The sequence below is a fragment of the Paenibacillus aurantius genome (assembly GCF_032268605.1).
GTDB lineage: Bacteria > Bacillota > Bacilli > Paenibacillales > NBRC-103111 > Paenibacillus_AO > Paenibacillus_AO aurantius.
This window is the reverse complement of the sequence record NZ_CP130318.1, coordinates 4,708,348-4,724,273: the sequence shown is the minus strand read 5'-3', so window position 1 is coordinate 4,724,273 and position 15,926 is coordinate 4,708,348. Positions and strand designations below refer to the sequence as shown.

The following is a 15,926-nucleotide window of genomic DNA, read 5'->3' as shown; positions in this document are numbered from 1 at the left end:
GAGATCAACGATGGAATTGTCAGGATTATGGAGGCTGCAGTCTTCTGAAGTGGGAGACATTCGGCCGGTGGAGGCGGCGGCTCCGGGGCTCGACGACCGGTTCTGGATCACGGCCCGGGTGCCGGGCGACGTTCATTCCGCATTAATCGAGAGAAAGCTGATCGACGATCCTTATTTCGGGCATAACGACGCCAAGAGCCGCTGGATCGAGCGCAAGGAATGGTGGTACCGTTATACGTTTGACTATGCGCTTGGAGAGGACAAGGAAGAAAGGCACGAGCTTGTGTTCGAAGGGCTGGATACGTTCGCCGCCGTCTTCGTCAACGGCCACGAAATCGGCACGACCGCCAATATGCTGATGGCCCACCGCTTTGACGTGTCCCGGGTGCTGCGGAACGGAAAGAACACGATCGCCGTCCGTTTCGATCCGCTGTACCTGCACAACCGGGAGAAGGAACAGTTCCAATGGTCCTCCTATACGAAGGAACGGCCTTGGCTCCGAAAGGCGGCTATGAATTTCGGCTGGGACTGGGGGCCGCGGATGGTGACGACCGGCATTTGGGGAAAGGTTCGAATCGAGCGGAAGAGGCTTGCGAAGCTGGAGAGCGTCTTTGCCCGGACGGTGCAGAGGAACGGCACGGAAGCCGTCATTCGGGTGGACGCTGAAGCCGCCCGGATCCGCCGGGGGACGGCTCTCGAAGCCTCGGTACGGCTGTGGGATGCTGACGGCCGGGTGGCGGCGGAGGGGAGCTTCCCGCTGGGCGGGAGAACCGGTTCCCTCGAGCTTACGGTAGCCGATCCCCGGCTGTGGTGGACGCACGACCTCGGAGAGCCTTATCTGTACGAGCTTGAGGTTACGCTTCAAGCGGATGGGGAGCCGGTGGACCGGTACCGGAAGCCGTTCGGCATCCGGACGATCCAGCTGCAGCTCGAGGATGAGCAGGGACGGAAGGCGTTTGCCTTCGTGCTGAACGGCGTGAGGCTGTTCGCCAAGGGAGCGAACTGGATTCCCGTGGATCATTTTATCGGCGCGGCTCCCGATGACCGCTACCGAGATCTCATCACCCTCTCCGTGGAGGCGAACATGAACATGCTCCGGGTATGGGCCGGCGGCATCTATGAGAAGGACATCTTCTTTGAGGAATGCGACCGGCAGGGAGTGCTCGTGTGGCAGGATTTTGCCTTCGCGAATGCGTTGTTCCCGGATTTCAACCGCGATTTCATGGAAAATGTCCGCCAGGAAGTCGTCTACAACGTCAAGAGGCTGCGCAACCATGCCTCGCTCGCGCTCTGGTGCGGCAACAACGAGATTGACTGGCTCTATGACATGAAGACGGCGGGCGGAGACCTCACCTGCCCCTTCTACGGCGAGGCCATCTACCACGAGCTTATTCCCGAGGTGCTGGAGGAGCTGGACGACAGCCGGGCTTACTGGCCTTCCTCGCCTTACGGCGGAAATGACGCCAACGATCCCCAGGAGGGGGACCGCCATAACTGGCAGGTGTGGCACGGCTCCGTCTACCCGCGGAAATTCGGGGAGCCGCCGCTTCTCGAGTACAGCGTGGAGGGCGTGACCTTCAAAAACTACAAGAAAGATTTCACCCTCTTCAGCAGCGAGTTCGGCATGCATGCCTCCGCCAACCGGTACACGCTGGAGAAAAACATTCCTGAGGGCGAATTCTACTGGAACAGCGCCGAGATGGCGTACCGCAACAAGGACACGAACCACCAGAAGGGCATTCTGCTCATGGAAGGCTTCACCGGTGTTCCGAAGGATATCGAGGAGTACATGAACTTCTCCATGCTGACCCAGGCGGAGGGACTGAAATACGGCATCGAGCATTACCGCCGCCATAAGGAACGGACGAGCGGAGCGCTTGTCTGGCAGCTTAACGACAGCTGGCCCGGAACAAGCTGGTCGATGATCGACTATGAGCTGCTGCCCAAAGCTTCCTATCATTACGCTCGGAATTTCTATCATCCGCTGCTGCTCTCGCTCGACCATGAGCCGGGAGGGGAGCTCGCCGTTTGGGTGGTCAACGACACCCTTCAGGCCTATGAAGGACAAGTCCGGCTCACCGTTTATGATTTCCGGGGAGCGGAGGTTTCGTCCTTCCGGCTTGCGGCGAAGGTGCCGGCGAACGGGGCCGTCGAGCTCGGGCGCCTGCCGGAGGCGGAGGTACTGAACGGCAGGCCGGCGGAGGAGGTCGTCGTCGAGCTGATGGCCGAAGGCTGGGAGGCCCCGGCCAACCGGTACTTCCTCCGGGATCCGAAGGACCTGCGCCTGCCGGCGGCCGTCCTGAAGGTGGAGAAAGGCGGGGAGGACGGAACGGTGCGTATCACGGCGGACAGCGTCCTCGCGCGGATGGTGAAGCTGGAGCTTCCTCAAGGAAACGTCCGCTTCAGCGACAATTTCTTCGACCTGCTGCCGGGGGAAACCCGGACGGTCTCTGTCACGGATGCGGCGGGAAATCCGGTGCCGCTGGATAAGCTTATGGTTTCGGCCCTAAACGAATAGCTTCGATGCCTTTAACGGACAAGCCTCCGGAAAAGGAGCCTGTCTACTGTAAGCCCCGCCTTTATCGGCGGGGTTTTTTTGAGTGAGGAGAAGGAAAAAGGGAGATGGACGGGGAAAGCTTCTCCCAGACAATCAAGGCTTACTTGCGAGATGCGGATTAGCGGAAGGACGCCTGCCTGAATAAGCTGTGAGGAGATACCGAAAGGCAGGCGCTGTAGGATCGCAAGAGTCGGGAAAGCGGGGGGAGCCTATGAGGCCGGTAATCGGCTTGACCATGTATGAACAAGAGGATCGTTACGTTCTCCGGAGAACGTATACGGAAGCGGTGGAGCAGGCGGGAGGGATTCCTCTGCTGCTCCCCTATCCGAAGGACGCGGGAGAAGCGGCGGAGTTGGAAAAGCGGACCGACGGGCTCATCCTGAGCGGCGGAACGGACCTGGACCCCGCCTATTTCGGGGAGGAGCCTCACCCGAAGCTGGGGGAGGTGGTGCCGGACCGGGACCGGGCCGAGCTCCTGCTGCTGGACGCTTACATGCAGGCGGGCAAGCCGGTACTCGGGATTTGCCGGGGCTGCCAGGTGATGAACGCCGCGCTAGGAGGGACGCTCCTCCAGGATATCCCCTCCCAATGTCCCGATGCGCTGCAGCATACCCAGAAGGCCCCGCGTTCCCACGGCTCCCATCTGGTCCGGATCCGGGAGGGGTCCCGGCTGCACGGAATCCTAGGAGCGCTGGAAATCCGGGTCAACAGCTTTCACCACCAAGCCGTCCGACGGGCCGCCCCCGGCTTAAACGTAACGGCCCATGCGCTGGACGGGATCGTGGAGGCAGTCGAGCGGCCCGGGGATCCATTCTTCGTCGGGGTGCAGTGGCACCCGGAGGATATGGCCGGCGGGGACCGCTATGCCGCCGCATTGTTCCAGAGTCTTGTGAAGGCCTGCTTTTCCGATGCAAGAAACAAGAAGACGAGGGAAAGCTAATAGAGGCACGGAACAACAGGAGAAGGGGGAAAGGCATGGACCATCGAGAGCTTGCAGGCGGCATGGATGAAAGGCAGCCGGAGAACGGAAAGCGGGAAGAGAGCGATCTCATGCAGCTTGTGGAAATCATGAACAACCCTCAGCATGAGGCGGACTGGGGGCTTCCCGGTACGGAAACCGGTGCGGATGCGGAAGAAACCGGCCGGGAGGATAAGCATTCCTTTTAAGGAAAGCTGGGTGGAAGGACGCCCTTGATGCACGAGGGCAGCAAGAATCACACGGATCGCAAGGAAAAAAGGGACCTGCCGGAGCCAAGAACGATTGGCTTATGGCAGGTCTTTTTTTAGGCCGGGTCCACCAAGTTTCCTCATTTAGTAAGCTCCAGCGTCCTTAAGCAAGCTTAAGATGAGGGCTTTGCCGTCTTCCGTCAGTGTACAATAAAGATCGTTCACCTCCAGTATTCCCCTGCCACCCGTCCAGAGATGGACAGCCGTAAGCTCCTTTCCCACACGATCCACTGGGATCAGCTTGAAATCGGGAGCGATCGCTTTCGGTTGTCCTATCATAATTTCCGCCGTTCGCACGGCCTCTTCAAACCGGGCCAGCTGTTCGGCGTTAGTCAAGGGAATGCCGGACTCCTGCCAGATCAGGGAGCTTGCGGTAAGGGAGGATGTTCTTTTTTCTATCCGAATTTCATGAATATAAGGAAAAGACACCCGATTCCCGAGGGGAACTCCAGAATGCGGTTTAGGAACCGGACCGGGGGAGAGCGGGGCTAGGGCCTTCCCCTGAGTAACCACAGCCGCTATAAGAAACACGGTGAACCATAAAGCGATTTTCTTGATCCGTTGAGTCAAGGCGGGTCTCCTTTCCCTTCTCTTACCTCAATTGTAAACGACAGCAAGCCCTGCAAAGTTGCTCCCTGCCCCACAACGGCAAAGCCGGATCTCTCACCTTGTGTCAGCCCCAAAAGGGATAAGTCCCTATGGCCTGATAAGTACCGCCTGTCCAAACAACACCTCACGTTTTTTTTGGCCGCTGCTTTTCTCGCTCCAGGCAAATTTGTTTAGAAAAAACGTAAGGAGTGAAATGATCTTTCGTTAATAGGAATAAGCTTTGATATTCATTATGGGAACGGAGGCCGCCATGGAGAAGAAGATCCGAACGCACCGGACCGGACTATTCTGGACATTTTTCACGAAATACTTCGCGCTTATCCTCATTCCGGTTATAGCCGCGAGCCTATTGACGAATATTTTCATCGTAAAATTAATCGAGAGCGATGCGGAGAATATCAACAATATCGTCATGCAGGGCTACTCGGAGCAAACGGACAGCCTGTTTAGCTCACTGGAATCGGACATGGTGAACATGCTTTCGACCTCGAATATCAAGAGCATTCTCAACGATGGCACAAGCGATAGTACCCAAAGGCTCGAAGGGATCCATTCGTTGATGGGGCAGCTGGCCAAATTGCAGTCTCATCGGTTCGTCTACAATGCTTTCCTTTATTTTGCCAAAGCGGATCTTATTATCGATGGCCGTACGTATAAAAGCAAACGAGAATACTTTCAGGAAAATTATCCGCTTGACGATCAAGACCGGGCCGCTTATTTGGCGAATTTTACGGATAAAAAATCCATGCAGTTTACCGGACCGCATACCGTTATGGAAAAGCCGCCGTTCACGGAGGACGCCATCCAAGAGCACTCCAATTTATCCGTCCTTCTCAGTTATCCGTTCAACAGCAGCGACCCGGACGTCTATTTGGCCGTGAATGTGAGCCGGGACAAGACCAGTGAGCAGCTTGGCATTCCGAGAAAATGGGTGACGGATACGGCTCTTCTCGATTCGGGCGGCAACGTCCTGATCCATAACGGCTCCACGGAGCTGAAGCCCGGCCTATTCCTGCCGATGTTGGTATCGAGCCGGGAGCAGGAGCTATTGGTGAAGCAGCAAACGAAAGGATTCTCTTACCGGAAGTCCCGCTTTAACGATTCCTGGTCCTATGTGAGCATCATCGATATGCAGACCCTGCTCAAGCCGGCGCGCATGGTCCAAACGTTTACGATCGTGTTCCTCGGCTTGTTCGTGGTGGCGGGGACCCTGATTTCCTATTATTTGAGCCGCAGGCTGTATCATCCTATTCAGGAGATTAGAACGGGCTTGGAGGCCCATCGAATCGACGGTTTGCCGATCCAAGACGGCGGGAACGAATTCGATGTCATCAAACGATGCTCCCATACGATCGTTTCCAGGAACAAAGAGCTTTCCCAGAGGGTCGGGGGCATGTACCCGATTGTCGAAGAGCATTTTATTAGCAAAATCCTGCTTGGGGAATACCGCGACAGCCTGTCCATCGATTACTACGCCAAGGAAATCGACTTCCGCTACCGCCCGATCACTTCCGCAACGGTGCTTGTTATCGAATTCCAATTCTACTCGCACCCGGCGGAGCCCTTGTCCGAAACAACCAAATCCTTCATGCTCACCGAGCTTAAGGAAAAAATACATAAGCTGTCTTCCGGCGCCATCTGGGTATGTCTTACCCATGCCGAACGGCTGGCGTGCGTGCTTCTCCACGGCAGCGAGACGCCTCCTGATGCGCGCGAAACGGCGGAAACAATCAAGCAGCTGCTGCAGCAGCCGCACTATAAGGCGGCGATCGGACTCGGAACCACCGTTCAGGGGATTGAGCAGCTTCATTCCTCTTACCGTCAGGCTGCCGCCATGCTCAAGCATAAGAGCTTAGTGCCGGGAGTGGAAATATGCGGCATAAGCGGCAAACGCCCGGCCGGGGACGGCTTCCTGTCCGTCGACGAGGTAAATCGCATCTTCAACCGGTATAAGGCGAAGGATTACGACGGTCTGCTTCAGGCCGCCTGCGAATTGCTGGAAGCCGGGATGAGAAATAATACGAACGCCCATCAAATGAAGAATATGGGCGTGGATATGCTGAACACCTGGATACGCGCCGTTGAGAGCGAACGCGGGGAATTCAATATTTCCTTCTACTCGGAGCTCTTGGCTTCGTTAACCCGCTGTGTGACCTGGGAGGAGCTGCGGCACTGCTTCCACGACATTCATGCCATGCTGTTCCGCGCGATTCAGCCTTCCGACCGGAAGCAGCAGTTTGCGGAGATCCTTGCTTATATTCAGGAGCATTACCATGAGGAGCTTTCCATGGAGCTCTTTGCCGAAAGGATGAACATGTCGGTCGGGCATTTCAGCCGCCTGTTCAAAGAGGAGGTGGGCGAGAAGTACGTGGAATATATCGCCAAGCTGCGGATCCATAGATCGAAGACTTACTTGCTGCAGACCGATATGAAAATCGACGACATTGCCGGGCAAGTCGGCTATTGGGGCCGCAACTCGTTCATCCGCAATTTCCGCCGGTACGAAGGAATCACCCCCGCCAAATTCCGGGAGATCCATCAAGCCTGAGACTTCTTTCTTGTGAAGTCTCATTTTTTTCGCATCCGCAGCCGTCCTCCTTACCGATTTCGGTTATGCAAAAAGGGAGACATGCGGAAAAGACGATGCTTTACCAAGGGCAGCGTCATTCGTATAGTGGAGGCCAAGGCAGCTTTTGAGGCGCATCATGCTCGTTCAGGGAGGGAGACCATTGTCCATGCAGCAGCCGAATTTAATGAAGACGCATACCGCCGCCGTCGCGGGCAGAAAAGGGTTCCACCGCGTCCTCTATAGGATGAGAAAGCATAAGGTTCTGTATTTGCTTATGCTTCCCGGCATTCTGTACTACGTGATTTTTAAATACGTGCCGATGTACGGGATTATCATCGCCTTTCAGAACTTCTCGATCGGGCGCGGCATTACCGGAAGTAAATTTGTCGGCTTTAAGCATTTCGTGGATTTCTTCTACAATACCCCGGATGCCTGGAAGCTCATCCGTAACACGATATTGCTGAACGTATACGATCTGCTGTTTCGGTTCCCGGTGCCCATCCTTCTGGCTCTGCTGTTTCACGAAATCCGGAATCGAGCCTTTAAAGGATTCGTGCAGAGCGTAAGCTATATGCCCCATTTCCTCTCCACCGTCGTCATCGCCGGAATTATGGTCACCTTCCTGTCCCAGCAGACCGGAATTATCAATCACATGCTCGGATGGTTCGGGATCGAGCCCATTTTGTTCCTCGGGCTGCCGGAGTGGTTCCGTACCATCTATGTCGGCTCGGAAATCTGGCAGACGGCGGGCTGGGGCACGATTCTCTATTTGGCGGCGATCGCGGGCGTGGATCCGACTCTGTACGAAGCGGCCAAGATAGACGGGGCCAACCGGTTTCAGCAAATGCGGCACGTTACGCTCGTCGGCATGTATCCGGTTATGATCGTGCTGTTCGTGCTGACGCTGGGACATTTTATGGAAACGGGCTTTCAGAAAATCATCCTGCTCTACAATCCGATGACCTACGAGACAGCAGACGTCCTGAACACGTTCGTGTACCGCCGGGGCATCCTGTCCGCCGATTTCAGCTTCGCCACAGCCGTCGGCTTGTTCCAAGCGGCGATCGGGTTCCTGCTCGTCGTCACGGCCAACCGGATTGTCCGCAAATATTCGGAATCAAGCCTTTGGTAGGGGAGGGGTACCGTCATGAAGATAAAATCAAGCTTAGGCTCCAAGGTATTTGACGTTCTCAATACCGTTTTCATGCTGCTGCTTGTGGTGATCATGGTGTATCCGCTGGTCTACGTGTTCTCCGCCTCCATCAGCGATAATGCCATGGTGGTGAGCGGACAGGTCGTCTTGTGGCCGAAATCGATCAACCTGGAAGCGTACAACCGGCTTGTCGTCAATCCCGATATTTGGATCAGCTACTGGAATACGATCCGTTATACCGTGGTTCAGACATTCTTCTCGCTCCTCGTAACCGGCTGCATGGCGTATCCGCTGGCCAAAAGCTGGCTGCCCGGGCGCAAATGGATCCTCCTGATGGCCGCCTTCACGCTGTTGTTCAGCGGGGGGATGATCCCGACCTTTCTCGTGGTGCAGCATTTAGGCTTATTGAACTCGATCTGGGCGATCGTGCTTCCCTCGCTGGTCAGCACCTGGTATTTGTTCATCATGCGCACATTCTTCGCGGCGCTTCCGGCGGAGCTCGAGGATGCCGCCACCATCGACGGCTGCGGCTCGCTCCAGGTCTTCCTCCGCATTGTGCTGCCGCTATCGGTTCCGGTACTTGTTTCGATCGGTCTGTTCACGGCCGTCAACCAGTGGAATTCCTTCTTCGACGCTCTTATTTACTTGAACGACCGGAGCTTGTATCCGCTGCAAATTGTGATCCGCAACATTATCATTTCGAGCTCCAACGTCCAGGGGGAAGGCAATACGTCTTACATCGAAACGTTGAAGTACGCCATGATCATGATCGCCACCGTGCCGATTTTGTGCGTATACCCGTTTGTCCAGAAATATTTCGTGCAGGGCGCTATGATCGGGGGCATCAAAGGGTAGGCCAACAGGAAGGGATTGTCGGCGATAGGCTAGATCCTCCAAGGGTCTATTTCTATAAAAAGTCATCTAATTTGGTTCACGGGAGGGTACGCAGGTGAAGAACAGAACGAGAAGAACAATGGCCGTCTCCATGGCAGCCGTCCTTCTAGGCGGACTTGCGGCGGGCTGCAGCGGCAAGGACAATACGGAGGGGAAGGGAACGGATTCGGGTTCAGCGAAGCCGATTACCTTCACATGGCTCGTGTACGATCGTCCGGAAGGCAAGGTGAAGACGGACTGGGAAATTTTCAAGGAAATCGAAGCGAAGACGGGAGTCAAGGTGGATTGGCAGGTGGTCAGTCAGGAGGGACTTACGGAGAAGCGGCAAATTATGATTGCGACGAATACCGTAACCGATTTCATTCAGCCGACGAACCAGGAGGCGCGGGAGAACGGGCCCGAGAAGGTGTTCCTGAACCTGAAGGATTATTTGAACATCGCTCCCAATTTGAAAAAGTTTTACGACACGTATCCGGAAGCCAAGGCGCTCGCGACCGGAGCGGACGGGGGCCTTTACGACGTGCCCGTGCTGGAAGGAGATGCGGCCGGCAAAGGCTTCAACTATATTTGGATGGCGCGCAAGGATTTGATGGATAAATATAACCTGAAGGCGCCCGCCAATCTGGATGAATTCTACCAATTCCTGAAAGCGCTGAAGGCGAAGGAGCCGGACAGCTATCCGCTCAGCTTCAATACACCGGCCACCAGCGATGTGGGGATGTATACCGTTTTCGGTAAAATGTTTACCGGCATAGCCGGATTTTTCAACAAAAATCCTACGGCCGAGCAATACGAATTCGCCCCCTACCAGAAGGGCTACAAAGACGCGCTCGTCTATATGAACAAGCTGTACAGCGAGAAGCTGCTGGATCCTGAATTTTACCTGCTCACCGGCGCCCAATGGGAAGAACGGTTCTTGAAAGGCAAGTCTTCTGTCACCTACTGGTGGAAAGCGGAAGTAAATCCGCTGCTTGATAAAGCGAAGAAGGCCGGGGCGGCTCCCGATTTCAATCTGGATGCGCTGCCGGAGATCGCAGCAAGCGGCCTCAAGCCTTACCAGTTCTCGAGACCGGTCGTGGGCTCGTCGGGCCGCGCCATCTCGGCCAAGGTCAAGGACAAGGAAAGAGCCGTCAAGTTCCTGGATTACCTCGTAAGCGAAGAAGGGACCAACTATTTGTCTCTCGGCATCGAAGGCAAATCGTATACGGTAGAGAACGGCAAGCCTGCCTATAGGAAGGAGTTCGGAGCGAGCCCGTACGTCGCGCTGCGGCGGGACTTTGGCGTATGGTATGACAACATCTCCTTGAACAACGCACTGGCGAGGGAAACGTGGGAGAGAAGCCTGGACGACAAGAGCAAGGCGATCAATAAGAGCTACGAACCGTTCATTATTCCGGCTCCGAAAGCGATGGTCAAGACGACGGAGGAGTTGGATCTCGAGAAGTCGAAGCTGACACCGCTGACCAAATATCTGGAGCAGCAAATTACGGAATTTGTTGTAGGCAAAACCCCGATCAACGACACGACCTTCCAGCAATTTTTGGATCAGGCCAAGAAGCTCGGCGCCGACGATCTGCTCAAGATGTACAATACCGCCTATAAGCGCACCTATAATATCAAATAAAGAGCGGGCACCTTACGAAAGGAGGGCATCCGGATGCGGGCGGACCCATTCATTGTCGATGCCGACGTCCATAATACGCTGGGACGGCTGAAGGATTTGGTGCCGTACTTGCCGAAAGTATGGCACCAGCAGTGGCTGGAAAGCGGAATCGGCGTCCACGGCCAGTATTATTCGCCTGTCGGCGTGCTGCGGCAGGACGCCGTTCCCGATAGCGGCGGTCCGGCCGGCAGCGACCCCCGTTTTGTCCTGAAGCATTATATGGAGCCGAATGCCATCGACTTTGCCGTATTGACGGGGGGAGGAGAACAGGGCCTCTCGCTTCACGCCGACCCGGATTACGCCACGGCCGTAGCCGCCGCCTTCAACGATTGGCTGGCGGATACGTGGCTGAAGGCAAGTCCGAAATTCAAGGGCTCCATCCAAATTAATCATTCGGATCCGGCCGAGGCCGCCAAGGAGATCGACCGGATGGCCCGGCATCCGGATATGGTGCAGGTCGTCATGGGCAGCGGAGCCCGAATGCCTTACGGCAACCGCTTTTACCATCCGATCTATGAGGCGGCCGAACGGAACGGGTTACCCGTCGCCATACATCCGGGAACCGAAGGGAAGGGGATAGCCGGCGCCCCTACCCCTTCCGGCTATCCGACACGCTATATGGAGTGGCACAATATTTTGCCGGCTAATTTTATGGCCCATATCAATAGTCTGGTGTGCGAGGGCGTCTTCGAGAAATACCCGAAGCTGAAATTCGTTGCGATCGAAGGAGGGATCTCCTGGCTCCCCCATCTGATGTGGAGAATGAACAAAAACTACAAGGCGCTGCGGGACACGACACCGTGGCTCAAGAGACTGCCGTCCGAATACATTCTGGAGCATGTGCGGCTGACGACTCAGCCGATCGAGGAGCCGGATAAGCCGGAGCATCTGGTGCAGATTTTCGAAATGATGCAGGCGGAGCGGATCGCGATGTTCTCGTCCGATTACCCGCACTGGGACTTCGATAATCCGAAGATCGTGCTGAACGGCCTGCCCCGTGAGATGCGACGCCGTATTCTCGGTCTTAATGCGGCGGAGCTGTACCATCTCCCTCAGCCGGAGGGAAAGGGGGCGACCCCCGTATGCGAATAAAGGTAGCGGAACCGGATGCTTTGTCCGACGGCGGCAGGCTCATCGTGAAGGTAAAAGAAATGGAGCTCGGCCTGTTTAAGGTGAATGGGGTCTATTACGCTTGGCGCAACGTCTGCCCGCATGCGGCGGCTCCGGTATGTGCGGGTCCCATACGCGGGACCAAGCTGCCGTCCGCCGTATATGCTTATGAGTACGGCATGGAGGATCAGGTGCTCCGCTGCCCTTGGCACGGCTGGGAGTTCGATTTGGTGAGCGGGCGTCACCTGGCAGCCGGCAGCAATGCCAAGCTGCGGGGGTTCCCGGTCGAGACGGACGAGGAAGGAATCTATGTTCGGGTGGGAGACCAGTAAGCGGCGACCTGGATCCAGTCTTAAAGGAGCGGAATAATTGGGGCTGCGGCCAGTAAGAGGCGGGAGGAAAGAGGAAGGGGAGAACAGGCCGGAAGGCCTGTTTTTCTTTTCACCCGATTCCCGACGGGAATTCCGGAATGCGGGGCAACCCCCGAAAGGTTGGCCCTCTAGGTTCCATTAGCAGCAAATTTGGAACATTTTTGTAAATCCGGTGCATATTCCTGAACCCGCCTCCTGTGGTATGATGAAAGGTAAGCGCTTTCTTCAGTGGAGAGGCAAGCCCAAATGCAAAGGAGGAAGGACCATGGACCAGGATGTCCGGACGGTGCTGATCGTAGACGATGAGCTTCCCCTTCGGCAGGAGCTCCGGCTTTTTCCTTGGGAGGAGCACGGCATGGAGCTGATAGGGGAGGCGGAGAACGGAGAGGAAGCCCTTCGGTTCTGCCGGAGCTTCTCGCCGGATATCGTCCTGACGGATATTACCATGCCGGTCATGGACGGCTTGGAATTCTTCCGGGTTCTGCGCCGGGAGTTTCCGAACACCCAGGTCATTCTGCTTACCTGTCATTCCGAGTTTGCCTATGCCCGGGAGGCGGTAAAGCTCGGAGCCGTTGATTATTTGGTCAAGGTCATGATGGAGGATTCGGATCTCGAAAGGGCGCTGGGGCAGGCAAAGGAAGCCTGGCTCCGGAACCGGTCGCTGCAGCGCAAGGAGGCCGAGGACCGCAGGTGGGCGCAATCGGAGAAGCTTGCCCGGCTGCTTCATTCGGCCGACAGCCCAACCCAGGGGCTGGAAAGGCAGCTTCTTGAGCTGTATCCGGGAGGGCTTCCCCTCTGCCTAACGGTCCTGCATGTGGAAGCGGGACGCGACAACGCCGTGCTGGTCAAGAGAGAGACCGAGGAGGAGCTGTCGGAGCTGGAGCAGCGGCAGGCCCCCGCTCCGTTCACCTGGATCCCGGCCCGGGACGGCGTGTATGTGCTCTTGTTCGGGCAGGCCGGTCCGCTTCCGGCCGCCCAGCTGCGGAGCCGGCTTGACCAGCTCGCTTCCACGCTTCAGGATGCGATTGCCGCTAGGCTGCCTTTCCTGGGCGATCCGGTACGCTTCTACGGGTTGGTCAGCGAACCGGTCCGGACGGCCGAAGACTTCCTCGCGAGCTACCAGGCGATGCTGGCCGAGCCGGCCGGTCCCTTCTATGATCCCGCAAGCCGCGTCTTTATCGCGCAGCCGCCGGCTTTTCCGGAAGCCTGCGAAGCGGCTTCCCGGGAGATGGAGGAGAGGCTCCGCAAGACGAGCTGGAACCGGGAGAAGCTGATCGACTGCCTCCGCAGCGATTTTCCGCGGTGGGCGGCGAGGCACCGGCTCCCCCCGGATATGCTGAAGGGGCTTGCGGCCGAGTGGCGGAGGGAGTGGCTGAAGGAAGCCGCGGGCATGCAGCGGCTGTCCGGTACCGGCCGTTCTGTTCAGCAGGCGAGAACGTTGAACGAGCTGACGGCGGTGCTTGTGCTGGAGCTGGAGTCGGGAGAGGCCCGGCGTAAGCCGCGGAAGGAGATCAGCGACGCCATGGCTTACCTGGACACCCATCTGGATAAGCCCGTCACCCTCAGCCTGGTGGCGGCCCAGGTCGGCCTCAGCCCTTATTACCTGAGCCGGCTGTTCCGGGAGGAGGCAGGCGTAACCTTCCATGATTACATGACCCGCAAAAGAATGGAGAAAGCCGCCGAGCTTCTCCAGACCACAACGATGAGGGTATACGAGATTGCCGAAGCCGTCGGCATTCCGAGCTACCGTTATTTCACTTCCATGTTCCGCGAATGGACGGGCGTTTCCCCAACCGAATTCAAAAAAGGGTGAGACCGAATGAAGCTGCAACCCTACCGGAACTGGAGCCTGGCCACCCGGCAGTTCCTGTTTCTGTTTCTGGTAACCTCAGCCATGCTGGGGCTGCTGGCCTACAACAATTACACACGTGCCGCCGCCTTGTTCAAGGAGCAGATGCTGACGGATGCATGGAAACTGTCCGGCCGCACCAACCAGTTTCTCGATACCTATCTCGATAACAGCCAGAATATTCTTCAGTTGCTGTCCGAGAGCACGTCTTTGCTGTCCACCGGAAACACCGCGTCCATCGAGAAATATTTACGGAGCCTTACCGAGAGCAACAGCACCCTGGTGAAGCACCTGTATCTTCTGCGTCCGGATGGCCTGGTCTTCTGCGACTCCCAGCTTACCTATGACATTATCGGGAATCCGAAATTGAAGGAGCATGAGGAGATGGGGCGTCAGAATTGGGGGACAATCATCTCCCAGCCCTACGTGTCTCCGCTCTCCGGCCGTACCGTCGCCATCTTCCGGTCCATCCGTGATAAGCAGGGGGAGGCCGTAGGCGTAGCCGTTATCGAGCTCGATATGGACAAGCTGAACCGCAAAATCGCCGAGCTCACGGCGGACAGCTACCAAACCTTCGTGGTGCTCTCCGACAAAGGGGCGGTGGTCACCTTTGACCAGGAAAGCGAGATCCTCCCCCATAAGCCGCGGACCTACAGCCCCGAGCTGCCGGATGCCTTCGTAAGCAAATTGGCGGAGAGGTCTGCCGGTTATTCGGAGGAAACCGGGCCGGCGGGGGACATGACCGTGGTCACCTACCGCCAGAACCGGCTCGGCTGGTCGCTTTACGTGTTCATCAAGGAGCAATATTTCTACCAGAGCACGGGCAAGCTCTACAGCAATTACCAGACGATCGCGCTGATATGGATCGGGGTGCTGCTGTTTATTACGTTCACGATGTCCCGGTACATGACGCGTCCGATCCGGGTGCTCGCGGCCAAGATGGACCGGGTGAGAGACATGGAGGTCGTGCCTAACATCACCGTAACCCGGGGGGACGAAATCGGCCGGCTGACCCAAAGCTACAATGCGATGATGGAGCGCGTCCGCAATCTCCTGCTCGAGACGAAGCAGATGGAGGAACGGAAGAAGGAGCTGGAGCTGAAGATGCTCCAAAGCCAGATCGCCCCGCATTTTCTGTACAATACGCTGGCCTGCATCGGCAGCCTGGCCCGGCAGCACCGGACCGAGGAGGTGAAGGAAACCATCCGCTCCCTGGTGGGCGTTCTCTCCTTCTCCTTCGATAAATCGTCCGAGTTCGTCACGGTGGAAGAGGAGCTGGCCGGCCTTCACCAGTACATGCAGATTCAGAAAACAAGATATGGGGAAAAGTTCGAATTCGTCTCCGAAATTGACCCGGATGTCCTGTCCTCCCCGATTCTGAAGCTGACCCTGCAGCCGATCGTGGAGAATGCCATCTTCCATGGCATTGTGCCCAATACGCAGACGCCTAATGGCCGCATTACGCTTCGAGCATCGGTCCGGCGGGGGAGGCTGAGGTTCCTTATTCGGGATAACGGAGTGGGCATAGAGCCGGAGAGGCTTGCCCGGGTGCTGACGGAACGGACGGGAAGAGCCTCGAAGGAACGGTTTACCGGAATCGGGATGGCGAACGTGCATGACCGGCTCCGTTTGCACTACGGTGCCCCTTACGGACTTCGCATCGGAAGCGTCAAAGGGTGCGGTACGGTCGTAAGCATCACCATTCCCGCGGAAAGCCCGGCCGCTGAATCCCGGAAACAGCCTGCCTCCTGAGAAGGGAGGCTGTTTTTCGTCGTTCTGATTTTAAAGTTTCGGAATTTTCGTACAGATTCGCAAGCTTTGAGTATATTGTATGCGCTTCCAACTTTGCTATACTGCGGATACGCCGCGAAGAACGAGGAAGAGGGTCGGCCATCTACCATCCCAAAAGAAAGAGGTGTTACGC

At 56.8% G+C, this 15,926-nt stretch carries 12 protein-coding genes; 11 read left to right on the top strand and 1 reads right to left on the bottom strand.

Annotation, left to right across the window (positions count from 1 at the left end):
• Positions 1-10 precede the first annotated feature (10 nt).
• From MJA45_RS21415 to MJA45_RS21405, 3 genes are all read left to right on the top strand, one after another.
• Positions 11-2,518, top strand: a complete 2,508-nt coding sequence (locus tag MJA45_RS21415; RefSeq protein ID WP_315603931.1) for a beta-mannosidase — start codon at positions 11-13, stop codon at positions 2,516-2,518.
• Between the two features lie 274 nt (positions 2,519-2,792).
• Positions 2,793-3,497, top strand: a complete 705-nt coding sequence (locus MJA45_RS21410) for a gamma-glutamyl-gamma-aminobutyrate hydrolase family protein (protein WP_315603930.1) — start codon at positions 2,793-2,795, stop codon at positions 3,495-3,497.
• Positions 3,498-3,532: 35 nt separating this feature from the next.
• Positions 3,533-3,724: a hypothetical protein gene (locus MJA45_RS21405; protein WP_315603929.1), complete on the top strand. Its 192-nt coding sequence runs from the start codon at positions 3,533-3,535 to the stop codon at positions 3,722-3,724.
• Positions 3,725-3,868: 144 nt separating this feature from the next.
• On the opposite strand, the gene MJA45_RS21400 is transcribed toward MJA45_RS21405, so the two are convergent.
• Complete coding sequence (locus tag MJA45_RS21400; RefSeq protein ID WP_315603928.1) at positions 3,869-4,120, bottom strand: hypothetical protein; 252 nt, start codon at positions 4,118-4,120, stop codon at positions 3,869-3,871.
• A gap of 523 nt (positions 4,121-4,643) precedes the next feature.
• On the opposite strand from MJA45_RS21400, the gene MJA45_RS21395 reads away from it, so the two are divergent.
• The 8 genes from MJA45_RS21395 (at position 4,644) to MJA45_RS21360 (ending at position 15,754) form a co-directional block, all read left to right on the top strand.
• On the top strand, positions 4,644-6,941 hold the full coding sequence (locus MJA45_RS21395) for a helix-turn-helix domain-containing protein (RefSeq protein ID WP_315603927.1): 2,298 nt from the start codon (positions 4,644-4,646) through the stop codon (positions 6,939-6,941).
• A 265-nt stretch (positions 6,942-7,206) separates the two neighbouring features.
• Positions 7,207-8,094, top strand: a complete 888-nt coding sequence (locus MJA45_RS21390; protein ID WP_407083169.1) for an ABC transporter permease — start codon at positions 7,207-7,209, stop codon at positions 8,092-8,094.
• A 15-nt stretch (positions 8,095-8,109) separates the two neighbouring features.
• Complete coding sequence (locus MJA45_RS21385; RefSeq protein WP_315603926.1) at positions 8,110-8,970, top strand: carbohydrate ABC transporter permease; 861 nt, start codon at positions 8,110-8,112, stop codon at positions 8,968-8,970.
• 118 nt (positions 8,971-9,088) lie between these two features.
• Entirely contained in the window at positions 9,089-10,633 is a 1,545-nt protein-coding gene (locus MJA45_RS21380; protein ID WP_315608074.1) for an extracellular solute-binding protein, read from the top strand.
• A gap of 33 nt (positions 10,634-10,666) precedes the next feature.
• Positions 10,667-11,764 carry an amidohydrolase family protein gene (locus MJA45_RS21375; protein ID WP_315603925.1) on the top strand — a complete coding sequence of 366 codons (1,098 nt, stop codon included), beginning with the start codon at positions 10,667-10,669 and terminating at the stop codon, positions 11,762-11,764.
• A complete protein-coding gene (locus MJA45_RS21370) occupies positions 11,755-12,114 on the top strand; it encodes a Rieske (2Fe-2S) protein (RefSeq protein WP_315603924.1) in 360 nt (119 codons plus the stop codon). The genes MJA45_RS21375 and MJA45_RS21370 overlap by 10 nt, the downstream gene beginning before the upstream one ends.
• Before the next feature lie 304 nt (positions 12,115-12,418).
• A complete protein-coding gene (locus MJA45_RS21365) occupies positions 12,419-13,966 on the top strand; it encodes a response regulator transcription factor (RefSeq protein WP_315603923.1) in 1,548 nt (515 codons plus the stop codon).
• Between the two features lie 6 nt (positions 13,967-13,972).
• On the top strand, positions 13,973-15,754 hold the full coding sequence (locus tag MJA45_RS21360; protein WP_315603922.1) for a cache domain-containing sensor histidine kinase: 1,782 nt from the start codon (positions 13,973-13,975) through the stop codon (positions 15,752-15,754).
• Positions 15,755-15,926 lie beyond the last annotated feature (172 nt).